Origin of the sequence: Pseudanabaena sp. Chao 1811 (genome assembly GCF_027942295.1) — a bacterium.
Classification (GTDB): domain Bacteria; phylum Cyanobacteriota; class Cyanobacteriia; order Pseudanabaenales; family Pseudanabaenaceae; genus Pseudanabaena.
Genome location: NZ_CP101416.1, coordinates 3,898,813 through 3,921,881 on the forward strand (window position 1 = coordinate 3,898,813; position 23,069 = coordinate 3,921,881).

Annotated in this window: 20 protein-coding genes; 8 read left to right on the forward strand and 12 right to left on the reverse strand. The window is 43.3% G+C overall.

Annotated features, from left to right (window positions below):
- Positions 1–135: 135 nt before the first annotated feature.
- The 6 genes from NMG48_RS17945 to NMG48_RS17970 all read right to left on the reverse strand — a co-directional run bounded on the left by NMG48_RS17945 (position 136) and on the right by NMG48_RS17970 (position 6,905).
- The gene (locus tag NMG48_RS17945; protein WP_271252800.1) at positions 136–1,071 is read right to left on the reverse strand and encodes an NAD-dependent epimerase/dehydratase family protein; all 936 of its coding nucleotides are present in this window, start codon (positions 1,069–1,071) and stop codon (positions 136–138) included.
- Between the two features lie 65 nt (positions 1,072–1,136).
- On the reverse strand, positions 1,137–2,090 hold the full coding sequence (locus NMG48_RS17950; RefSeq protein ID WP_271252801.1) for a type IV pilin-like G/H family protein: 954 nt from the start codon (positions 2,088–2,090) through the stop codon (positions 1,137–1,139).
- 458 nt (positions 2,091–2,548) lie between these two features.
- A complete protein-coding gene (locus tag NMG48_RS17955) occupies positions 2,549–2,992 on the reverse strand; it encodes an HHL1-like protein (RefSeq protein ID WP_271252802.1) in 444 nt (147 codons plus the stop codon).
- A gap of 254 nt (positions 2,993–3,246) precedes the next feature.
- On the reverse strand, positions 3,247–4,548 hold the full coding sequence (locus NMG48_RS17960; protein ID WP_271252803.1) for a glutamyl-tRNA reductase: 1,302 nt from the start codon (positions 4,546–4,548) through the stop codon (positions 3,247–3,249).
- Between the two features lie 193 nt (positions 4,549–4,741).
- Positions 4,742–5,785, reverse strand: a complete 1,044-nt coding sequence (gene glpX, locus NMG48_RS17965) for a class II fructose-bisphosphatase (protein WP_271252804.1) — start codon at positions 5,783–5,785, stop codon at positions 4,742–4,744.
- Between the two features lie 472 nt (positions 5,786–6,257).
- Positions 6,258–6,905 (reverse strand): hypothetical protein, encoded by a 648-nt coding sequence (locus NMG48_RS17970; RefSeq protein ID WP_271252805.1) that lies wholly within the window; start codon positions 6,903–6,905, stop codon positions 6,258–6,260.
- Positions 6,906–7,650: 745 nt separating this feature from the next.
- Between NMG48_RS17970 and purF the strand changes: the two genes are divergently transcribed.
- Entirely contained in the window at positions 7,651–9,195 is a 1,545-nt protein-coding gene (purF, locus tag NMG48_RS17975; RefSeq protein ID WP_271252806.1) for an amidophosphoribosyltransferase, read from the forward strand.
- Positions 9,192–9,653 carry a VOC family protein gene (locus tag NMG48_RS17980; RefSeq protein WP_126386552.1) on the forward strand — a complete coding sequence of 154 codons (462 nt, stop codon included), beginning with the start codon at positions 9,192–9,194 and terminating at the stop codon, positions 9,651–9,653. Before purF ends, NMG48_RS17980 begins: the two co-directional genes overlap by 4 nt.
- Here NMG48_RS17980 and NMG48_RS17985 read toward each other — a convergent pair.
- From NMG48_RS17985 to NMG48_RS17995, 3 genes are all read right to left on the reverse strand, one after another.
- A complete protein-coding gene (locus NMG48_RS17985; protein WP_271252807.1) occupies positions 9,643–9,864 on the reverse strand; it encodes a hypothetical protein in 222 nt (73 codons plus the stop codon). The two genes, NMG48_RS17980 and NMG48_RS17985, sit on opposite strands and share 11 nt — an antisense overlap.
- A gap of 210 nt (positions 9,865–10,074) precedes the next feature.
- Positions 10,075–10,425 (reverse strand): Spx/MgsR family RNA polymerase-binding regulatory protein, encoded by a 351-nt coding sequence (locus tag NMG48_RS17990; protein ID WP_271252808.1) that lies wholly within the window; start codon positions 10,423–10,425, stop codon positions 10,075–10,077.
- A 342-nt stretch (positions 10,426–10,767) separates the two neighbouring features.
- Positions 10,768–11,952 (reverse strand): HEAT repeat domain-containing protein, encoded by a 1,185-nt coding sequence (locus NMG48_RS17995; protein ID WP_271252809.1) that lies wholly within the window; start codon positions 11,950–11,952, stop codon positions 10,768–10,770.
- Positions 11,953–12,465: 513 nt separating this feature from the next.
- Between NMG48_RS17995 and NMG48_RS18000 the strand changes: the two genes are divergently transcribed.
- The 6 genes from NMG48_RS18000 (at position 12,466) to cynS (ending at position 18,049) form a co-directional block, all read left to right on the forward strand.
- On the forward strand, positions 12,466–13,455 hold the full coding sequence (locus tag NMG48_RS18000) for a permease (protein ID WP_271252810.1): 990 nt from the start codon (positions 12,466–12,468) through the stop codon (positions 13,453–13,455).
- Between the two features lie 87 nt (positions 13,456–13,542).
- Positions 13,543–14,652: a hypothetical protein gene (locus tag NMG48_RS18005; protein WP_271252811.1), complete on the forward strand. Its 1,110-nt coding sequence runs from the start codon at positions 13,543–13,545 to the stop codon at positions 14,650–14,652.
- Between the two features lie 52 nt (positions 14,653–14,704).
- Positions 14,705–15,199 (forward strand): hypothetical protein, encoded by a 495-nt coding sequence (locus NMG48_RS18010; protein WP_271252812.1) that lies wholly within the window; start codon positions 14,705–14,707, stop codon positions 15,197–15,199.
- A gap of 26 nt (positions 15,200–15,225) precedes the next feature.
- Positions 15,226–16,632, forward strand: coding sequence for a DUF3370 domain-containing protein (locus tag NMG48_RS18015; RefSeq protein WP_271252813.1), 1,407 nt, complete (start codon positions 15,226–15,228; stop codon positions 16,630–16,632).
- Positions 16,633–16,682: 50 nt separating this feature from the next.
- Complete coding sequence (locus NMG48_RS18020) at positions 16,683–17,438, forward strand: WecB/TagA/CpsF family glycosyltransferase (protein WP_271252814.1); 756 nt, start codon at positions 16,683–16,685, stop codon at positions 17,436–17,438.
- A 164-nt stretch (positions 17,439–17,602) separates the two neighbouring features.
- The gene (cynS, locus tag NMG48_RS18025; protein WP_271252815.1) at positions 17,603–18,049 is read left to right on the forward strand and encodes a cyanase; all 447 of its coding nucleotides are present in this window, start codon (positions 17,603–17,605) and stop codon (positions 18,047–18,049) included.
- Between the two features lie 31 nt (positions 18,050–18,080).
- Here the strand turns inward: cynS and NMG48_RS18030 are convergent, their stop codons facing one another.
- Genes NMG48_RS18030 through NMG48_RS18040 form a run of 3 tightly spaced genes read right to left on the reverse strand, consistent with a single transcriptional unit; the run spans position 18,081 to position 23,038 of the window.
- Positions 18,081–18,467: a VOC family protein gene (locus tag NMG48_RS18030; protein ID WP_271252816.1), complete on the reverse strand. Its 387-nt coding sequence runs from the start codon at positions 18,465–18,467 to the stop codon at positions 18,081–18,083.
- Between the two features lie 3 nt (positions 18,468–18,470).
- Complete coding sequence (locus NMG48_RS18035) at positions 18,471–21,752, reverse strand: efflux RND transporter permease subunit (protein ID WP_271252817.1); 3,282 nt, start codon at positions 21,750–21,752, stop codon at positions 18,471–18,473.
- Positions 21,749–23,038 carry an efflux RND transporter periplasmic adaptor subunit gene (locus tag NMG48_RS18040; protein WP_271252818.1) on the reverse strand — a complete coding sequence of 430 codons (1,290 nt, stop codon included), beginning with the start codon at positions 23,036–23,038 and terminating at the stop codon, positions 21,749–21,751. The genes NMG48_RS18035 and NMG48_RS18040 overlap by 4 nt, the downstream gene beginning before the upstream one ends.
- Positions 23,039–23,069 lie beyond the last annotated feature (31 nt).

Sequence of the window (23,069 nt, forward strand, 5' to 3'; positions counted from 1 at the left end):
GTAGCAAGCCCTCTCTAAAAGCCCAAAAGTAAAAGCCTTGCTTAGCAAGGCTTTTACTTTTGGGCTTTTAAAATTTGCCAGCTTAATCCGAACTGACGTTAAATAGAAAAAGGCGGTACTTTGTACCATCTTTTTCTATTTGACTTCTATGAGTAGATTTGCTAAACGGGGATATTTAGAGACTAAACCGAAGGTTTCGGGAGAGACCACATCATAGGTGAAATGCCTTTGGGCTATGCAGAAACGATCCCAATCGGCAACTTCAATACGGAAGAGTTTAATAATCGTATCAACTAGAAAAGGCGTAAGTTCAAATTGCCAGCCAACTTTCAAATTCAAAAATTCACAAAACTGAGCTACCAAATCTTGAGTAGTTAAGCGCTGCATTCCCAAAACTAAACGAGCGGGAGATGTAGGAATCGCTGGAGCAGTGAGCAAGTGGGTAACAATTTGGGAAATATCACTTGCATGGACAAAATGGAAACTTCCATCGGTTTTGAGAAATCTCGCGTAGGGAACATATTTGAGAATATCTTTGAGTCCCTTGGAAAGATGAGAATAGGGCTTATCAGGAGCGCCGCCAAAAACAAGGGTAGGGAATACGGTAATTAGGCGATCGCGAATAGTAGAATTCTCTAAAGTCTCCAAACAGGCATGTTTGGAAGCGATGTAATCTGTACCAAATTTTCCTGCTTCAGGAATAATCTGATTATGGGAATCGAGAATGCTAGCTGTGGAGAAATAGATCGCACGTTCACAGACCTGTGGATCGAGAGAAGAAAATAATTCAATGGTTTTGTCACGATTAACGATGAAGGCTTCTTCTCCGCCCCACCCTGCGGCAGTACTGACTACAAATTCCATTGTGCGGAGTAAGTCTTTGTGATTACCAATGTTCTGCATTGAGTCTTCAATGATATGGACATTAGGGCGATCGCTCAGGTCAATTTGCAATTTACGGCGATCGCGTACCAGTAGATATAACTCATAATCAGTTTTCTCTAAAAGCTCCTCGATCAAATAATGACCAACACAACCACTCGCACCCGTAATAAAGACTTTTTTCGGCATTCTCTTAATAACTCTTATCTTCTTAATAATAGGGTAATCGAGGTAGCTATTTCCACTTACCTTGATTACTTGCGTAAAGGATCAACATATCCTTCAGGACATGTTGGATTTGTACTTGGTTTAAATTTGGGTGGTGATTTGCGGGTTGGCTTTTGACTTTCACAGAGCAGTGTCACTGTTGTCACATCCTTAGATTCAGGAACTAGCTTGATATAAACTAAGCTGGTATAGGATTTTAAGAAATCTTTTTTAGCCAAAGCAATATGTTGTACTGCCTGTTTGTTATCTAGAACTACAATTTGATATTTGTAATTCTCCGACTCATTGTTGATGCCTATCTTCAAATCATCCAGTTTGTTAGTAAAATACCCTTGCTCTACAAAAAAGGCTTGATGAGCACGAGTCATTGCCCCCACATAAGATTTGGCTTCACTTTGCCATGCAAGAGAAGATAAAGGAACTGCCTCAGGGAAATCCAAATCTGCATCCAGTTTTGTGTCATTAGAAATACGCTTCAATAGAAGTATATTTGGCATCAATATATTGCCGACTAGATTGGTTGTACTAGAGCCATAGTACATTTGCTGCATGATTGCAGGCATAAACAATTGCTGGAGAATCAGTTGTCCTTTGGCATTAATGGAGAAAGTTGTTCGAGAGCCAAAGCTACCTTGAAAAACATCTAGGTATGTCTGTCCATTCAAGGAATTAATTTGATATTCCGCTTTAACTGCTGTCTTTTTGGTGGGATTAATCAGATAAAGACTACCTTCGGGTGTAAATAGAACTGTGAGTGATTCTGAATCACCACCTAATGTTGTAAGTTTCCATTTACCAAGTAACTTTTGAGATTCAGCCGTTAATTCAACTGGCTCGGCAGCGATCGCTTGAAGTGCTAGATTTTTTGTCAAAGCTCCCAAAGTATCACGGGAAATTGCTAGCAATGTAGCATTAGCTCCTAATGCGATCGCCAATGTCAGAATTAGTTTGTGAATCCAATACTTATAAATATCTTTCATAGATTCATTGATTATATTTAGGAATAACTTACTTTAATGCAGTAGCAATAAATGATCGGGGTATCTCTTAATTAATTCGCCTCAATCATTTTAAAATGAACTAAAGCAAAATAACCAAGAAATCAAGTTCTTGGCTAAAATCTAAAGTCACCTAAAGCAGACTAAAGAACTCCTATGATCAACCCTTTTCAATGGGTTTAAGCTTTCAGCCCGTAATTTAACGTGAATTCGATAACGCCCTTTGTGCGGAGCGAAGCTCCGCACAAAGGGCGAAAAATGGCAAAAATCGCTTAGCGATTTTTGCCATTTTTCGCCTTCGTCGAACTGACGTTAATTTATTACAGGGCTATTGCTTAAATTGAAAATGTATTAGATAGATCGTTCAATATATTTAAAACACAAAACTGGAGGTTATGCTGCCTATGTAGTAGGGCGACATAACTTCCAGTTTTGATGATCTATTTGACTGCTGGTTTCTTGGTTACGTTATTGAAATATTCCTTAGCCTTAGTGAAAGCATACTTGACCTTATCGCCAATAGTAGGATCGGGTAAAACTGCAACTGTAATTTCTTCATCAGGAAACTCCTTCAGACGATAGCCATATTCCAAATCATCTTTGAACTTCCGCAAAACAGGATATAGGCGAATTGCTCCTTTCAATAATTCTGCTTCTTGTTGGAAAATAGCGCGACTAATGAGATTACTACGTTCTACTGCCATTGAACCCGCAGGAACCCATTCCTTCCCCTTGATGCGTACAAAAATATTGAATTCAGGTAAACCCTTGTCCTTCATCTCATCATATTTGTTTGCGGCAAGCTCACGTTTGTTTGGTGCTTTCTTCTTTTTCTTTTGAGCACCCGAACCGCTAGCAAATCCCGTCGCCTTAGTTGCACCCATTGCCTTACCTTTGATTTTTTAAAAGAGTTTTTAAATGTGTTAACAAAAGTTTACTTTAGCGGACGACGGAAACACAATCATTCTTTAGGCAAGAAATTTAGGGATATCTATAGCTGCCGCCAAGTATATCAGGACGTAAAACCCCAAAGAGAGTTGCGGTGCTTTGCACCGCAACTCTCTTTGGGGTTCTGCTTTTGTCCTAACATGACTGGCGACAGCTATATAAGAACAAAGCCGCCCTAGGGCGGCTTTGTTTAACCTTCTTTTAGTTGGCTAGAGGGTGAATCTAGATCAAATAAGATTTGGAGCATTTGCATTGCTTTACGCCGCGATTCGATATCCTGTTGAGCGCGTAACTGCACCATTGGATCATGCAGAATTTTGTTGATGATGCCACGAGTCATACTCTCGATCACATCTTGATGCTTGTCGGCAAAGTCATTGCCAAGGCGAGATAGGGCTTTTTCCATCTCCTGTTCACGGATAATTTCCATCTTTTGGCGCAGCTTGCTGATCGTAGGAACAGTCTCGAGCGATCGCCACCATAGATCAAATTCGGCTACACAACCTTCCAGCAAAATCTCTGCCTGCATTGCCATTTGACGACGGCTCTCTTGGTTTTCCGCTACTACCGCTTGCAGATCATCAACATTGTAAGCCTTAGTATTTGCTAACTCATTTACGTCAGAACTAATATTGCGAGGTACAGAAATATCTACCAGTGTCAAACCAGTGTGATTTGGGGAGATTTCTTCAAGATGCTTACGGCTGATAATCACTTCAGTCGAAGCTGTGCTGGTAAAGACTAAGTCAGAAACTGCAACACAGTCAAACATCTGCTCAAGGGGATGAATATCAAACTGAGCACCGCTCGCTTCAAATTCCTTGAGCATTGCTTCAGCACGCGATCGCGATCGATTAACGATCGCGATTTTTTGCGCCCCTTTAGAGATTAAATGCTTAACTAACAGGCGCGACATTTTGCCAGCACCAATAATCGTAGTGTGCTTATCCGATAGATCTTTTAGCTTGATTTGAGCAAGCTCCACTGCCGCCGAACTGATCGAGACAGCACCTGTACCAATTTCGGTTTCAGTCCGAACTCGTTTACCTGCTGATAGAGCTTGTTTAAAAAGTTGGTTGAGAATGCGACCTGCACCGTTATGCTGTTGGGCGAGACGATGGGTATTTTTGACCTGTGCGAGAATTTGTCCTTCACCAAGCACGAGACTATCTAAACCTGAAGCAACTCGCATCAAGTGAGTCACCGCATCTTGACGGAGCAGAATAAACAGATAGCGACGAAGGTACTGTAGAGGTAGTTGGCTAAATTCCGACAGAAACTGCATAATCTCACGAATGCCACTTTCGGCTTCGCTAGTGACTACATACAACTCTAAGCGGTTACAGGTGCTTAAGATGGCAGCTTCTTCGATACTCGGATAGCTCATTAGTTGAGCGATCGCCGCTTCCATGCGATCTTCGGGGATACTCAACTTTTCCCGTACTTCCACAGTCGCCGTTTTATGACTCAAGCCAACAACTGCAATATTCATATCGTAAATGCGTTTCTTATTTAGGACTGGAAATAATTATCTTATTGGATGAGCTTATCAGGAGATAGCTACCAGTGCAGTAGGTACTTATTACTCCTTAACTTTCCTTAATGTACACACAAAAAACAAGGGGCTTAAGCCCCTTGTTTTTAATTTCATGAGCGCCCATCAAAAGTGGACACTAAAAGAAACGTTAGCGAAGATTAATGGTCTTAGGCTTGTCGCTGGTCAAGTGAATGGTATCAACGAAACGAGCAGTTTTTGATTGAGTGGAGATAACCAAAGATTGAGTACGGCAACCACCGCCAAAGAAGCGCACGCCTTCCATCAAAGTCCCTGGTGTAATACCACAACCAGCAAACAATACATCCTTACCACAAGCCAATTCATGGGCATCATAGACCTTATCAGGATCTTTAATTCCCATTTCTGTTAGACGTGCAATATTACCTTCACGAGTCCACTTTTCGCTTTCGGGGGTATTAACTTCGGCTGGATCATAAATCAGACGACCTTGGAAATGTCCACCTAAGCAACGCATAGCTGCTGCGGAAATAACACCTTCAGGAGCAGCACCAATACCCATCAAAGCGTGAATGTTTGTCCCAGCAAAACCACAGCAAATTGCAGCAGATACGTCACCATCACTGATCAAACGTACACGAGCACCTGCGGCACGGATTTCGGAGATCAAGCCTTTGTGACGAGGACGATCCATAACTACTACGACCAACTCATCGATCGCACGATCTAGACATTCGGATAAGATTTTCAGATTTTCGGTAGGGGTTTTGCGGATATCTACGTGACCCTTTGCCGCAGGAGGTGCAGCTAGTTTGTCCATATAAAAGTCTGGCGCTTGGAATAAACCACCACGCTCAGAAATTGCCAAAACTGCCATTGAGCCATTTTGACCATAAGCAACAAGGTTAGTACCTTCACATGGGTCAACAGCAATATCAATTTCTTGTAATTCTTCGATAGTGCAGAATTCGGAAGCATTAGGCTGAGTGCAAATCCCAACTTCTTCACCGATGTATAGCATAGGAGCCTCGTCCCGCTCACCTTCACCAATAACGATGCGTCCACGCATATGAATTTTGTTCATGCGTTCGCGCATTGCTTCAACTGCGGCTTCGTCGGCTTCGTCTTTCTTGCCCAAGCCCATGAACTTAGAAGATGCGATCGCAGCCTGTTCAACGACCTCAATAATCTCAAGGCTGATTGTACTATCCATGTTTAGGAATCCCTACTTTATCTAAATTTTGTAACTATTAATTTTTTTGCTATATTCTAGAAATTTTCTAGAAACAGAAAACTAAATTAAGTTTAGTTGTGCCTTACTACACAACCTCGTAACTAAGTTTACAGGGCAGACTGTCACCAAACCTATAAGAAGACTAAATGAGTCATATTAAGTTTTCATAAGATCAAATTATGGATCTTGATTCGCTTTACTTCCATCAAAATATACTCAGTCAAAGACCAGAAGAGAGTGGTGGTGAGAAGCGCCGCCACTCTCTTCTGGTCTTTGACTACTTAATAGGATTAAGAGTCTTTGCCTCTCGATCCTATTAATGTAGTCAAGCATAAGTAAACTTAAAACGCATATTCCTGTACCGTCCGCTAAGCGGACGGTACAGGAATATGCGTTTTATTTATAACTATGCCGAGCTACTTAGTAAATAAGTTTGCTTGAGAGACAATAATTATATTTCTTCCGTTGCACTGCTAAAAGTATTGCCAGCAATATCGTTATACAAAGAGACAATAATGCAGATGCTTAGGGGCGCAGTCACAAAAATACCCACACCTAGTAAAAGCACTCCCAATATATTCATTAGTCCAATCAAAATGAGGAGTACAAATACTTGTAGCCATTGTCTCGAAACCAACTTGCGACTTGCTTCTAAAGCCTGAAAAAATTCTAAATCCCAATCAACAGCAAACTGCACTGCAAACACATAGCTAACAGATAGATAAATACCAGGAATCAATAGGAGCAGAAATCCTAAAGCAATTAGCAAACCGCCAATTAGTGAAATGAGAAATAACTGTAAGAAATACTTATTGCTCAACCCTTTAAAAAAATCATTAAACTCAAAGGACTGTCCCCTCAAAATGGCTAATACAACAAAGGTATAGCCAGCACCTAAAGGTGCACTGATTAACGCAGAAGCGATTTGTCCTACGACAGGAATGAAAGCTAAGACTACATTAATCAAACAAGTTACTAAGAAAAACCCCACCATCGGGCCAAAACATGGCTGAAGTGTTGCCCAACCTTTGCGAAAATATTTTTCAACATTGACTTCATAGTCTTTTTGTAGAACTGCCTCTAAACCGTTCGCATTCATAATGATGTGACTCCTCTTAAATCAAGGTTAAATGCCATAGCATTTTTAATGACTCTAAGACTACTACAGCACAATCCGTTAAATTTGAATTTAATACAAAACAAAACCCAAGAGATGAGTGGCGACGCAAAGCGCCGCCACTCATCTCTTGGGTAAGCAAAACTTACTTTGCTATATCTTAAAGGATGTAAGCTGTTGGACTGCTCCGACTTGCATTTTTTAGATGATTGCCTTTATTAAGATCAGTTCGATAAAAACAGGAAATGGTAAGAATCGCCAAGCGATTCTTACCATTTCCTGTTTTATGAAGTACGACGCAAATAGCCGTAACGAAATCACGTTTTATTACCTAACGTCAGTTCTGGTTAAGCTGGCAAATTTTAAAAGCCTAAAAGTAAAAGCCTTGCTAAGCAAGGCTTTTACTTTTAGGCTTTGAGATAGGGTTTGCGTAGCAAACCCTATCTCAAAGCCCGTTTCAAATTATCCCGAACTCGCATTACCTAAAAAGACTGATGGAAGCTATTCATACAGATTTAGAGAATGACAATATCATTCTCTAAATCTGAAAACCTTGCTGGGATTAGATTTTATCCCTGTAAAGTTTGAGCACCCTTCACAGAATTGGGACAAAACAAGTTCTGAGAGTAATTCATTTACTAATTTTGGTTAAGAAATGCTTAACACTGGTACGATCTAAGCATGGGCTTTTCTCCTCTACCCCACTAACGTACTGCGTATAACTGCTATGCTGCCAGACCATTCTGTTTTTGCTGATGAGATGCCTATCAAATTTCTTAATCATCATGATCTTAATGATCTAGATATCGATAATGATACTGAGTCTAACTCTAATGATTTCAATAATATTGAGACTGATAAACCACAGGAAGCCTGCGGAGTTTTCGGGGTTCTAGCAGCCGAGGGGGATGTTGCAAAACTTGTATATTTTGGACTATATGCCCTACAGCACCGTGGGCAAGAATCCGCAGGAATTACAGTCTATGACGATCGCGGTATAACCCATACCTATAAGGCGATGGGATTGGTCTCACAGATTTTCAATGAGACTATTTTGTCAGAAATGAAAGGGGCTTTGGCGATCGGGCATAATCGCTACTCCACCACAGGTTCGAGTAAGGTGTGCAATGCTCAGCCTATTGTGGTAACTACTCGCCTTGGAGATTTTTCCCTTGCCCATAATGGCAACTTGGTAAATGCTACGGAGCTACGCGGTGAGCTTTCTGCTCAAGGTCATGCCCTCGAATCAACCACTGACTCCGAAGGTATCGCCTTTGCCGTCGGAGAGGCAGTGGAAGAAGGCAAAGATTGGCAAGAGGCGATTGTTACAGCTTTGCGGAGATGTCATGGAGCTTTTAGCTTAGTGATGGCAATTCCTAATGCAATCGTTGGTGCACGAGATGCCTATGGTGTGCGTCCCCTAGTAATTGGCAAGACTCCCGATGGCTCTTATGTATTGTCGTCAGAGACCTGTGGATTAGATATTATTGGCGCAGAATACGTGCGGGAGGTTCTTCCAGGGGAACTTGTCATTATCACAATGGAAAAGGGGATTCAATCTTTGCAATGGGAAGAATCCAAACCCAAGCTTTGTGTATTTGAGATGATCTATTTTGCAAGACCTGATAGTGTCATGCATGATGAAAGTCTTTATACCTATAGACTGCGAATTGGTCGGGAGCTGGCGAAAGAAAGTTTTGTGGAAGCGGATATTGTGATCGGTGTGCCTGATTCGGGCATTCCTGCGGCGATTGGGTTTTCCCGCGAGTCAGGGATTCCTTATGGTGAGGCTTTGATCAAAAACCGTTATGTGGGACGCACTTTTATCCAGCCAACTCAGGCAATGCGGGAGTCTGGCATCCGCATGAAGCTGAATACGCTCAAGGATGTTTTGCAGGGTAAACGGGTAATTGTGATCGATGATTCGATCGTAAGAGGAACCACGAGTCGTAAAATAGTAAGAGCATTGCGTGAGGCTGGTGCAATTGAAGTACATATGCGTATTTCTTCACCGCCTGTTACTCACCCTTGTTTTTATGGTATTGATACGGACTCGCAAGATCATTTGATTGCCTCGCACAATTCTGTTGATGCGATCGCTAAGCAGATTGAGGTTGATACGCTTGCGTATCTCAGTCACGACGCAATGTTAAAGGCGACAGAGATTGATACCACGCATTTTTGCACGGCTTGTTTTACAGGAAAATATCCGATTGAAGTTCCTGATAAGCTCAAGCGCACCAAACTTATGCTAGAAAATACTGCACCATGACAAAGATCCTCTTTCATCTCGCATTTCCCGTTAAGGATATTCCAAGCACTAAAGCTTTTTACATTGATGGTTTGGGCTGTCTGGCGGGACGCGAGTCAAATGACTCACTGATCATGAGTTTGTACGGACACCAGTTGGTAGCACATGTTGTTCACGATTCACTCGAAGCACAACGTGGGATTTATCCTCGTCATTTCGGCTTAGTTTTCTATTCTGAAAGTAACTGGATGGCTTTGTTAGAAAAAGTGCATGATAAGCGTCTTAAGTTTTATCAAAAACCCAAAGTTCGCTTTGTGGATACGCCTTTAGAGCATCGCACTTTTTTCTTGGCAGATAATTCAGGCAACATTTTAGAGTTTAAGCATTATAAGTTTGAGACAGCTATTTTTGGCGAGACTGATTTTCATGAAGTCGGTGATGCAGATTTTGCCAAACAAGTTCCTGTAGTTACGCACTAACAAAAAAGACAACGTTTTGCGTTGTCTTTTTAAGCATATAAAAATAAAAAAGGAGATGGCGATCGCCATCTCCTTTTTGCTGTGCTTTTAATTTTTGACGAAGCATTTGAAATTGCTTTCTTTTTTGCCTGTGGCGTGCTGAACCACCTTTACCCTTATCATTTCTACCTTCTTTGCGTGGGGATTCCCATCGCTTTAGTCTTTGATTCATTTTCTTTTACTTATGGCTAAGTTTATTTTTTCAAGTAGATATTGCTAAATACTTGGGAGTAGGAAACAAAAAGTATCCTTTCCCTAAATATACGTTAAGCACTTTGAGAATTACTATCAATCTTTAGCATGAAAGATCTTATAGCAATCCAAGTTGATTCGCTCACGTAGTGGGCGAATCAACTATTTGGGTTTGGCTAAGTTACTTACTTTAGATTAACTTTTGTTTGACTTCTTCAGGATTTCTAAATCCCACAGTGATCGCTACACCATCTTTGACAAATAGAGGTCGCTTGAGAAGCATGGGATCCTTGGCATAGGCTTCGATCCATTGGATATGTGACCATGTTTCCTTTTCATTGCCAAGTGATCGGTAAGATTGTCCCGAAGTATTTCGCATTGTCCTTTCCCCTAAGGCATTTACCCATTCGGCGATCATGGTTCTAGATGGTGGAAAATCTTTGGTATTGATAAATTCATAGGCGATCGCTTGATTATCTAACCAAGCGATCGCCTTTTTGCAAGTCCCACAACTGGGAATGCCATAGACTTGAATAGACATGAATTTTTTCAGCTATATAACTTGTTGTTTTTCTCTAAGTAACTCAGAATAATTAAAACTCAGATCTAAAACCTGCGGCACAGGTGGCGAAAATTTTAGGTTTTTATATTTAATTAAGTCTACCTACTTATAGCGCTTTTCAAGCAAGCGAGGTACAGAGGGTTGTGTCCCCACCTTTGGCGGAACCCTCTACTTCACTAGATTGGTATACTCTATATAGTAATCCTAAATCATTTATGAAATTGCTAGGTAAGGACGGGCGGCGCTTCGCGCCGCCCGTCCTTACCTATTTAGCACTACCAATTAATTTAAGGTGGTGATGCTTTGTACGGTATCCCTAAATTAACATTGAATTGTTGTAAAGTCTGACTCGTCTCCAAAATCTCGAAGATTTGATACAGAATAACTAGGTATGGCGATCGTGTGTCTATGACTGTGTAAAATTTCCTGTGCTTCAGGTGAATTGATATGGGCTAAAGCTCTCTCTACGGCATTGCGTACTGAACGGTCTGGATCTTTTAGAGATTGCGAAAGATAAAAGACGGCATCATGAGTTCCGATTTCCCCCAAAGCAGCGGCAGCATCACAGCGCACATAAGCATATTCATCCTCTTTTAGGACTTTAGCCAGTAATGGTACAACTTCTTCCATCCCAATCTGACCCAATGTGCGAGCGGCAACACTGCGGGTATGACTAGAAGGGTTTTTCAGCATTTGGGCAACAGGGGCGATCGCAGGAATACCAATATTTTTTAGAGCTTGGACAGCTTGAGATTGCACACTAATATCATTCTCGGTTAGTAAGCTGGCGAGGGGATGTGCCGATAAGGGAGATTTAATCTGTCCTAATGCCCAAGCTGCCTCAAAACGGACGGATTTACTACCATGTTTGAGAGATTCGATCAAGCTGGTAACCGCTAGAGGTGAGCTGATTTGACCGAGGGAATGCGCCGCATGGACTTTGACAATATCATCACTGTATTTAAGGGCATCAACTAAAGGGGAGACCGCAGGCAAGCTAGCCCTTCCTAACGCTTTTGCAGCCGCAGCTTGGACTTGAATTGATGGGTGATGTAATAGGCTGATTAAGGCACTAATTGCTTCGGTGCTGCCGATCCAACTCAGGGCTGAGGCAGCCTGCCAACATATTTGGCGATGGGGATTTTTAGTAGCCTCAATGAGAGGGGTAATAGCTAGAGGCGATCGCAAGTATCCCAAGGCGATCGCTGCTTTTTTAGAAGTAGCAACCTCATCACTTTCTAAGCGATCGAGCAATGCAGGTACAACATTTTCTCGACAACGAATTATTTTTTGTAAAGCAATGGAAAAATGATCAGACCGAGCTGCCGCATCAAACTCAGCAAGTATGGCTGACTCTCCCCCTAGCTCAGGAGCAGACATGATATGGCGATCTTCTGGAAGGGCATACCCCGGAGATACAGGAATCCGATAGTCTTCAAGCTTTGGCGGTGTAACTCTTGAAGTGTTAGGGATTTTGGGTGTTTGGGGTGGCTGCGATCCATTCATATCGGGTGTCCTATTAAGCATTAGTACGTTGTCTAGTCCCGTTACCCATTACAACAAGCCCAAAGGTTAGCTGTATTAACATTACATTTTACGAGCAGAGCCTGCAACACTCATTATAGAAATTACATTGGCTAAAATCTCCGCAGTTTTAAAACTTCAGCAAATCTACAGTAGTTTGCTTGTTTGTAGATGTTTGTTTTTGTAGAAGAGTGTACTCTTGGTGCGCTTTGCCACAAAGCATTGGGAGATTACTGTAGGCTAAAAATAATTTCAGTAAGATTTTGGCATTAAATTTTACCGATGAAAATTCAATGTGTAGTAGCTCTAATCGGTTTGTTTTTTCAAGTTCCCAGCAAATTACGTTCAAAGACTAAGGATAACTATTAATATAGCGATCGCCGTCATTCTGAAATTCGATCAATGGGATGAAAGTGAGATTGTCTATCTGCTTGAGAATTTCATGCAGTTTTTAGATTGATCTTGTTAACGGCAAATATTGCTACTAGCTCACCTATGAACCAACTTCTCAGCGCTTTTACTTTGTTTTTGAGTCTCCTCGTTGAAGCAATTCCATTTTTGATGATGGGAGTTTTGCTATCTGGAGCTTTGCTGATATTTGTAGATGAGCGCAAACTGATTAAGATCTTACCCAAAAATCCATTTTTAGGTGCATTAGCAGGTAGTTTACTTGGGTTTATGTTTCCTGTGTGTGAGTGTGGCAATGTACCTGTGGCAAGGCGATTGATCTCTCAAGGCGCACCCATATCGGTTGCAGTTAGTTTTTTGCTGGCGGCTCCAACGATTAATCCTGTGGTAATTTGGGCAACTTGGACAGCATTTCGCGACCAGCCTGAAATTGCTGTGCTGCGGGTAGTTTTATCCTTAGCAAATGCGGCGATCGTATCAATGATATTTAGCGCTCAAAAAGATTTACGTCCGATTTTGCAGCCAAATATTGCGATCGCTTTGCCTGCATCGAAAGTTAAAGCTGGTGCTGTACCTACGGGGACATTTTTCTTAGGGGAAGATCGTAGTCAGCCTTTAGATTTATCAGGCTACAACACTGAAAGCAATCAAATTATTACGAAATCTTTGCCCGATCGCTTAAATCTATTGTTAGACAATACCCTTGCAGAAATGCGCGAATTAGGCGCGATTTTGGTGTTTGGTAGTGCGATCGCGGCGATCATTCAGGTATGGGTTCCCCGCGATATTATTCTCAGTTTGGGACAGGGGCAAGTTAGCTCGATTATATCCATGATGATTTTGGCGGCGATCGTTTCCATTTGCTCAACTGTGGATGCATTTTTTGCCCTATCCTTTGCGTCAACTTTTACAGGTGGCTCGTTGCTGGCCTTTTTGGTATTTGGACCGACGATCGATCTCAAAGCGATCGGTTTGATCTTAACGATTTTCCAAAAACGCGCCGTTATCTATATGTTTTTACTAACTGCCCAGCTCACCTTTTTAAGCTGTTTGTTTATCAATTTCCAAATTCGTTAAACTACTAAAACCCAAAAAATTTTTGAAAGCAGCGCGAAGCGCTGCTTTCAAAAATTTTTTGGGTTTTAAGTCAGCGCAAAGCGCTGTATGCTGATCAAAAGCGATTTCCTCCGTTACTTAATTGAAAGGTTGCCCGTGTCTGTTAGTGAATCTGTGCTCGAATCTATCTCTGTCGAATCCATTACTAATGAATCCTTAAACAATATCGATCCCACAGATTTTTCGCTGTCCTTACCCGATCCAAATGATGAAGGTTTAGCGGAAGGGCAATTTCTCGCAGAAGTTGATCAAGCATGGCAAGTATGCGATCGCTTTGATTTACAAACAGATATTTGGCGCGGCAGAATTTTGCGAACTGTGCGCGATCGCGAAAAGGCAAATGGTGAAGGTCGCGGCACGGGCTTTTTGAAATGGCTACAAGAACGCGAAATTAGTAAATCTCAAGCCTATTCATGGATTCAACTAGCGAATAGTGCAGATACGCTCATGGCTGATGGTCAGCTAGATGCCGATGATATTCGACAGTTCAGTAAGCGCGCCTTTCTGGAAACTTCCCAAGCGGCTCCTGAAGTGCAGCAACTAATTGTCGATGCGGCTCGAAATGGCGAAAAGATTACCCGTCGTGAGGTACGTCAACTTTCTGATGAATGGACTGCCATGAGTTCCGATCATCTTCCCGATGATTTAAAAGAGAAGGTTGCTGCCCATACAATCCCCACAAGATATGTGGCTCCATTGGTGCGCGAAATTGATAAATTGCCCGAAGCTTATCAAGTGCCGATCAAACAGGCGATCGCGGATGGTTCTGATCTAGACAATATTAAACTAGTCACTGCTGATGCTCAAAGGTTAACTAAATATCTATCGAATACTAGTCAAGTCCAAGCAATTACGCAGCGTTCTGTAAATATCGATCTTGCCCTCGAAGAAGCCCTACGCATCGGATGTCTCAAGCTTGCATCGGATCTCGTTAGCCAAGCCTCACAACTCGAACAGGCGATCGCAAAACTCTACAGCACATGGAAACGAGTCTCAATGTCCGCCGATCAGCTATATGTAGAAGCAGGTGCAAGTACTCCCAACTTAATTGATTTGCTCAATTCTCTTGATTCTCTGGCTAGTTCTAATATTGCCGTGCAAATTGGGAATGATCAATCAGGACGAACGATTCGCTTGCAAATTACAGAAGAGTCTTAAACAAGACCAAACTCCGTTAGAGAGGCTTACGTTAAAACCAAGTGGTGAGAATATGGAAGACCAGCAAAATTTTCTTTACGAATACACTAAGTTTTGCCTAGAGCAAGCCCAGCACGGAGTTGACACCTTGGGAACTAAGCTCTCTGGTGTCATGGAAATTAGCGCTTTGTTGCTGCTCGGCTTGCGCGTTACTTCCACCTTTCAGATCTACGTCAAGCCTGAACAAGCCCATTTGTACTTCCTCTATTTGAGCCTCAAACTTTCCGCCTGTGTTGCTCTTGCGATCGCGATCGCCTTTGCTGTATTAGGACTCTATCCACGTAAAGTGGCGACTACAGGGCTGTCACCTGATGTATTAATGCAAAAAAACGAAAGCTTGCAAACAGCGATTACTAATACTTGGATGCAGCAAATTAGTGATCTGCAAGCCTATAAAGAAGCGCGTACTGTATTTTTACGAAAGGCAATGATTTCTCTGGGAATTGGCATTGCGATCGCAACTTTTGCGACTACTGATGCTTTTTTCATGGCAGTATCAGGTAAGTAAGATCGTCTGAGTTGGATCAATAGCCTATGTTGACAGCTTTTTTAATATCGTTATTGACTAATCCCGCAGGGCTACATAGCGCTGTAGAAACTAATTCAGTTAATACAGTTAACAAAATCGCCCAAGCCCCAAATCAACGCCAAATTATTTTGGATCGCCAAGAAATGCGTCCTCTCATGGGCAGTCTTGACGAAGTGCCGATGTTTAATAGCAATAGTCCCGAAATTGTACAAACGGAAGGGATTTTGCTATCTGCTTTTCCCCCTGAAGGGATGGCGCATCCCAAGGCACATTTAAACTTTCCCTTTCAAGGTCGCTTTGATGTATTTACCCACCATATTTCTAAAGCGCCACCACCAAAGGATTTAAGAACTTTGTATATTGGTGCGATCGCCTATAACCCCACCGATAAACCTGTAACCATTGATGTGTTGCAAGGGGCAAGTTATCTCAGTCAGCCTGATGCACCTTTTTATGATGCACCCAACTATTCCTTGAATAATAACGGTGAAACCTATCGTGGTCCAGGCGATCGCGCTATGCTCGATATTTTGCGCGGTCGTCGTCAGGACATCTTTCCTGCTCAAATTGTGATTCCGCCCAAGCAAAGCCGCATGTTGATGAATGTGCCAATTCCCGTTAAGGAATTAGATCCTCCCTTAAATGGGCGATCGGGTTTGTCGCGTTTACGCAGTGATGGCAAAGTCTATGTTGCAACACTCTCTCTTTATGCCCGTCTTAATCCTGATGGAACCGAACGCGCTCCCACTTTATCTGAATGGGAGAACATTCTCAAAACTGGTGAACTTGCCAAGCCTCGCGATGTCGTGCCTACGCCGCCAGATTTAACAGAAGGTTCCTTTGAATATAGCCGTGTCGCTGGTGTTCAACTTGGTTCACAATGGTTTGGGAATCTAACCGATAAGGATAGTAATGATCTTGCTATTCCTAAACGTGGTGAATCCTATTCCTATGGATTGAGCTTGCTGCAATACGGCACGATGGGAACAGGACAAGTACAGACAGCCCCCCTTAAGGTTCGCTATCCCGACACCGCCTATTCAGCGCATGGCAATTACGGTGTGCAGTATAACCTGACCATGCCTTTGCACAATCCGACTAGCGAGACGCAAACAGTGGTTCTCTCTTTCCAAAATCCGATCAAATACGATAAGCCCGTTGGTGGTTTGCAGTTTTTTGAGCCATTACCCGATGATGTCTTTTTCCGAGGTTCGGTGCGGGTCAGATTCCGTGATGACAAGGGGTTAGCCCAAACTCGCTATGTGCATCTAATGATGCGGCGTGGTGAGCGTGGCAAACCTTTAGTTACTTTAAAGATGCCCCCAAGCGATCGCCGTGTAGTCCAGTTTGATTTTCTCTATCCTGCGGATGCTACGCCTCCGCAAGTTTTGACAGTATCGACTACACCATAAAATAGTGGCGCTTTGCGCCGCTATTTTATGGGATATAAAATGATAAATTGATGACTACGCAGTATTTGGAGATATTAATTTTGCGTCAGTTTAGTGTGCTTGGTCTGCCCGTGCATATTCATGAAAATTATCGTGATTGGCTTGCTCAAAGATTGCAAACCAATCAAGGTACGCATGTTGTCACCATCAACGCAGAAATGACAATGCAGGCGCGAAAAAATCCTGCTCTGGCAAACGTGATTAAGCAGGCTGAATTAGTTGTGCCAGATGGTTCGGGAATTGTCCTTTATCTACGATCGCAAGGTGAAAAGATCGATCGCTGTCCGGGCATTGAGCTATCAGAACAGATTGTGCAAATTGCGGCGGAGAAGCAATGGCGAATTTTTTTGATTGGTGGCGCTCCCAAAGTAGTCGATACCGTTGTCGATAGCTGGCGGCAGAAATGGGAAAATATTACGATCGCGGGAACACATCACGGTTATTTTGACCCAGCAATCGAACAGCAGATTTGTGATCAGTTGCAAAGCTCTCAGCCCGATCTGATTCTTGTGGGTTTAGGAGTTCCGCGCCAAGAACTATGGATTCAGAAAAATCGTTATCTTTGCCCTGAAGCGGTGTGGATTGGCGTGGGTGGTAGTTTCGATATTTGGTCTGGCATCAAAACCCGCGCTCCTGAATGGTTCAGCAATAATAATCTAGAGTGGCTTTACCGACTCTATCAAGAACCTTGGCGTTGGCGAAGAATGCTTTCACTTCCACATTTTGTCTGGTGTGTCACAAAAGAATCTTTATTCAAAAAGAAATGATGATGTCCCGCGCGGAGCGCAGGACATCATCATTTCTAATCTGGCTGAACTCGTCAGAATTTTGTTCATCATAAACTCTTAACAAAGTTACAAAATCGTAATGTTAATCCAATTGCAATTCTCGAAAATCTACCCGTTAATCTCAAAATATCTATCAAACATCTATGACAGTTGAATTTCCTGCGTTTACACATACATTATTAGCCGCTAAGAAAGCTAAAGGTTTAAGCTTTACGGATCTGGAAAAATTGTTGGGACATGATGAAGTATGGATTGCTTCACTGTTTTATGGTCAAAATAGTACTTCTGTTGAAGAAGCTAAAAAGATTGCAGATATACTGGGGCTAGGAGAAGATATCGTTGCTGCGTTGAGTTCTTATCCTAGTAAGGGTTTAGGTCCTGTGGTTCCCACCGATCCATTGATCTACCGCTTTTACGAAATCATGCAGGTGTATGGATATCCAATGAAAGAGATTATCCATGAAAAATTTGGTGATGGAATTATGAGTGCGATTGATTTCACCCTTGACATTGAGAAAGTGGAAGATCCCAAAGGCGATCGCGTTAAGGTAACGATGAATGGTAAATTTCTACCCTACAAAAAATGGTAGCAATAAAAAAGGCGTGCTTGGCACGCCTTTTTTATTGCATCAATTCAATTGGTAATCCATCGGGATCGGCGATAAAGGCAACTCGATAGGTGCGATCGCCAATAGTTTGTTCTCTAGGTGGTAAGAGCAACTTGACTTTACCTAATTTATTCACAAGATCTTGTAAATAGGATTCTAGATCTTCGACATGAAATGATAAATGGTAGTAGCCCACGTAATGCTCATCACCAAAGGGATTTTGGATATTCTTTGGTTCAGGGACTTGCATGAGTTCCAGATGAGTTCCCGCACCTTGCATCCAGCAAGCCAGTGTAATGCCCGCCGTAAAGCGTTCTGTTACTTCAAAACCTAATGCCTCATAAAAGGCGATCGTCTGAAAAATATCTGCTGTTTTAATCGAAGTATGGTGATATTTCATGATTTATCTGGCGGGAGGTAGAGAAACAGGGGGCTTTGGCTGAAGGTTTTGTTCTTCTCTTGCCTTCTCTTTTTTGCGAATGTCCCGACGCTTCCAATACTCTTGGAGGTTTTCCATGTAGACATAGAAAACAGGCGTGATGTAAAGCGTGAGCAACTGCGAGAATAGCAAACCGCCAACTACAGCTAAACCTAAGGCGCGGCGAGATTCTGCACCTGCACCAATACCGAGAGCGATCGGTAAGGTTCCCATTAAGGCGGCGAGGGTGGTCATCATGATCGGACGGAAGCGTACTAAACAAGCTTCGTAGATCGCATCATAGGCGGTACTGCCTTGTTTACGAGCACCGATCGCAAAGTCCACCATCATAATCCCGTTCTTTTTGACAATACCCACGAGCAGAATCACACCGACAAAGGCGTAAACATTAAGTTCACTACCGAAGATCAGCAACGTGAGCAACGCGCCAAATCCTGCGGAGGGTAAGCTGGTGAGAATCGTAATTGGATGAATAAAGCTCTCGTAGAGAATCCCTAAGACAATGTAGATGACGAGAATTGCGGCTAAGAGCAACAATCCTAAGCCCTGTTGCGAGTCTTGGAATACTTGGGCTGTCCCTTGGAATTTTCCTGAAGCAGTGGCGGGTAAAGTTTCTCTAGCGAGACTTTCAATTTTACCGACGACATCACTAAGGGAGATCCCCGGTTTGAGGTTAAAGGAAATTGTCACCGCAGGTAACTGTGATAGGTGATTCACCGATAGCGCCCCTACAGTCTGTTTGAAGGAGGCAAATGTACCGAGAGGAACTAGTTGTCCATTACTCGATCGCACCGATAGTAATTCCAGAGATTGCAAATCCTTTTGATATTCGGGCATGACACCCATAATCACAGCATATTGGTTATCAGAGCCATAGATCGTCGAGACTTGACGGGTGGAATAGGCGTAGGATAGGGCTGATTCGATTTGGGTGGCAGTGATGCCTAGAGCCGAAGCGCGATCGCGATCGATTTCAACAGTAACTTGAGGATTCTTGATCTGTAAGTCACTACTGACATCTTGGAGACTGTCGAATTGGCGTAGCTTTTTCTCTAGTTCGGGTACAGTGCTATAAAGTTGTTCAATATCAGTATCAGAGATAGTGTATTGATACATTGCCTTAGTAATTTGTCCACCAAGGCGAATCGTGGGCGGATTTTGCAAGAAACAACGAATACCCGCAACCTTTGCCAATTTTGGGCGCAGCTCTTGAATGATTTGATCAACACTGCGCGATCGCTTACTGCGTTCTTTTAACCGCATAAATAAGCGTCCATTGTTGGGCAAAGAGATAAATCCCGATGCTCCAACCGTCGAGTTAATCGCTTCGACATCGGGGTCTTTGCTGACAATATCGGCGATTTTTGCTTGCAGCTTAGACATATCCTCATAGGAGATGCCTTGGATGGCTTCGGTGGTAATCAATAGCTGGTTAAGATCGTCATTGGGAATGAATCCCTTCGGCACTATCCCAAACAGGACAATGGTGGCAATTAACACGGCGGCGGAAATCGCTGAAGTGACACGGTGATATTTGAGCGCCTTCCGTAAACTCCAAGCATAAAAGCGCTGGAAGAATCCTCCATCATTTTCATGATGTCCATGCCCGTTACTATGACCGTTACCGTTACTATAACCATTCAGGTTTTCATGACCATTTAGATTTTCAGACCCATTGCCATTGCTTAAAACAGTAATATTTTCACTGTCATTTCCATCAATATTTCCATTTGCATTATTGAGGTTCTGGGGTTTACCACTATGGGGCGCATGTTTGAGGAATCGACTGCAAAGCATCGGGGTCAAACTGATGGAGACAAATCCTGAAACGAGAATGGCGACACTAATGGTGACGGCAAATTCCTGAAACAGGCGACCGATAATGCCAGCCATAAACAGAATCGGAATAAATACCGCCACCAGTGAAATCGTCATCGATAGCACCGTAAAGCTGATCTCTTTAGAACCATCGATCGCTGCTTGATAGGGCGATTTACCCATTTCTAGGTGACGGACGATATTTTCCAGTACGACCACCGCATCATCGACCACAAAGCCTACGGATAGGGTCAATGCCATCAAAGAGAGGTTATCGAGGGAATAGCCCAGTTTATACATCACCCCAAAGGTGGCGACGATGGACAATGGAACGGCAACGCTGGGAATCAAGGTAGCGTAGAAATTCCGTAGAAATAGGAAGATCACCATGATCACAAGGGCGATCGCTAAGAGTAGGCTGAACTGCACATCTTCTACGGAATGGCGCACGGAAATCGAGCGATCGTACAGAATTTCCATATCGATCGCCGCAGGAATCTGTTCGCGGAAAGTGGGTAGTAACTTCTCTAAAGTCTCGACGATCGCGACGGTGTTTGTCCCCGGTTGACGTTGAATCGAGAGCACAATGCCCCTTGTGCCATTGTACCAAGTGGCAAGTCGATTGTTTTCCACGCTGTCGGTGACATTGGCAATCTCGTTCAAGCGCACAGGCGCACCATTGCGATAGGCGGCAATGAGCTTACCGTAGGAAGCCGCATTTTCCAGACCAGCATTAGTATCAATGGTCAAGGTGCGATTTTCGCCATAGAGGGTTCCCGTTGGCTGATTAGAGTTACCCTGCGCGATCGCTGCGGCAACCTCATCAATACCAATACCTTTCGTTTTTAAAGCTTGCGGATCAAGTTCAATCCGTACTGCATATTTTTGAGCACCTTGGACGGTAACGAGTGCGACCCCATCAACGGTGGACAACCTCTGGGCTAGTAAATTCTCCGCATATTTATCAACTTCCGCTAAGGTCAGTACATCGGATTTGAGAACCACAAACAGAATCGGCAGATCGGCGGGATTGACTTTCCGATATTGGGGCGGATTAGGTAGGGTCGGCGGCAATTGCCTTGCAGCTTTAGCGATCGCTGCCTGTACATCCTGTGCGGCTCCGTCAATTTGGCGATTGAGGTTAAATTGCAAAGTAATCGTGGTATTACCAAGGGCGCTACTGGATGTCATCGAGTCCAAACCTGCGATCGAGGAGAACTGCTGCTCCAACGGTGTCGCTACCGAGGATGCCATCGTTTCAGGGCTAGCCCCTGGTAATGTCGCTGTCACGCTAATCGTGGGGAAGTCTACCGTCGGCAAGTCGCTAATTGGTAATAGGCGATAACTGACAAACCCAAAAATGAGGATAGCGAGCATGACTAGGGTAGTCATGACGGGGCGACGAATAAAGGGTTGGGTAATGTTCATTTTTTGGGTTCCTTAATCTCGACCTTGGCATTGGGGGAGAGGGCAAATTGACCATCGACTACCACTTTCTCGCCAACATCTAAACCACTAGCGATCGCAGCATCATTACCAACGGTATTAACCACTTTAATAGGGCGAATCTCTACGGTGCTATCAGCCTTGACGACATAGACAAACTGTCCTTTCTGACCTGTCTGGATTGCTTGCGTAGGAACAGAGATTGAGTTTGGTTCTTCGGCTAATTTGAGAACGACATCCACGCGCTGACCAGGAGCAATGCGATCATCAAGGTTCGCAAAAGTGGCTTTTAACTGCACGGTTCCTGTAGTTACATCTACTACGCTATCGATAAAAGTAAGTTCTCCTTCTACGGGCTTTTTGTCATTGGGAATAAAAGCCTGCACCTTGAGTTTGCCACGCTTTTGATATTGCTTTACTTGAGCTAATGACTTTTCAGGGACAGTGAAGGTTACATAAATCGGTTTAACCTGCACAATTGTGACTAATGGAGCAGTGTCATCCGCCTTAACCAGATTTCCTTGATTTACCTTAAGACTACTAACCTTGCCATTCACAGGCGAATAGATTTCTGTGTAGGAAAGCTGCACTCTGGCATTGTCAATTAGCGCATCCCCTGCGGCTAGGTTAGCTTGCGCGGCGGCAATATCAGCTTTCGTGGATTCGGCTGCCGCCACAGTGGTATCGATCGCACTGCCCGAAGCGTTTACAGTGGCAAGAGAGACACTAGCATTGGTGCGAAACTGTTCGGCTTGAGTACGACTAATTGCACCTTCGGCATAGAGACTGTCATAGCTTTTGCGTTGAAAATCCGCAAATTTTAACTGGGCAGCATCACGATCTTTGTTGGCTTTTGCCTGAGCAATGGTAGTTTCCGCACGGACTTGATTGGCGATCGCTTGTTGTAACTGGGCTTGATTACGAGCTTGATTGGCGATCGCTTGCTGTAACTCGGCTTCTAATGGACGTGGATCGATCCGAAATAGTAAATCGCCTTGTTTTACATCCTGTCCATCCTTAAAGTTCACCTCGATCAACTGACCACCAATCTGCGACTTTACCGCCACAGTGGAATATGCTTCTACTACTCCTGTGCTGCGGATCTGGATGGGAAGAGTCTTTTGAATGACAGGTGTAACTACTACTGGCACAGGGGGACGTTGTTCTTTACGAGATTCGGCTTGAGATGCTCCACAAGCGGTGAGTAAACTTGGGGTTCCTATCGAAACCGATACTAAGATTAATGCTGATAAGAGAGGATGCCGCATAGTTTTTCAAGCGATCGTGATGATTGGGACT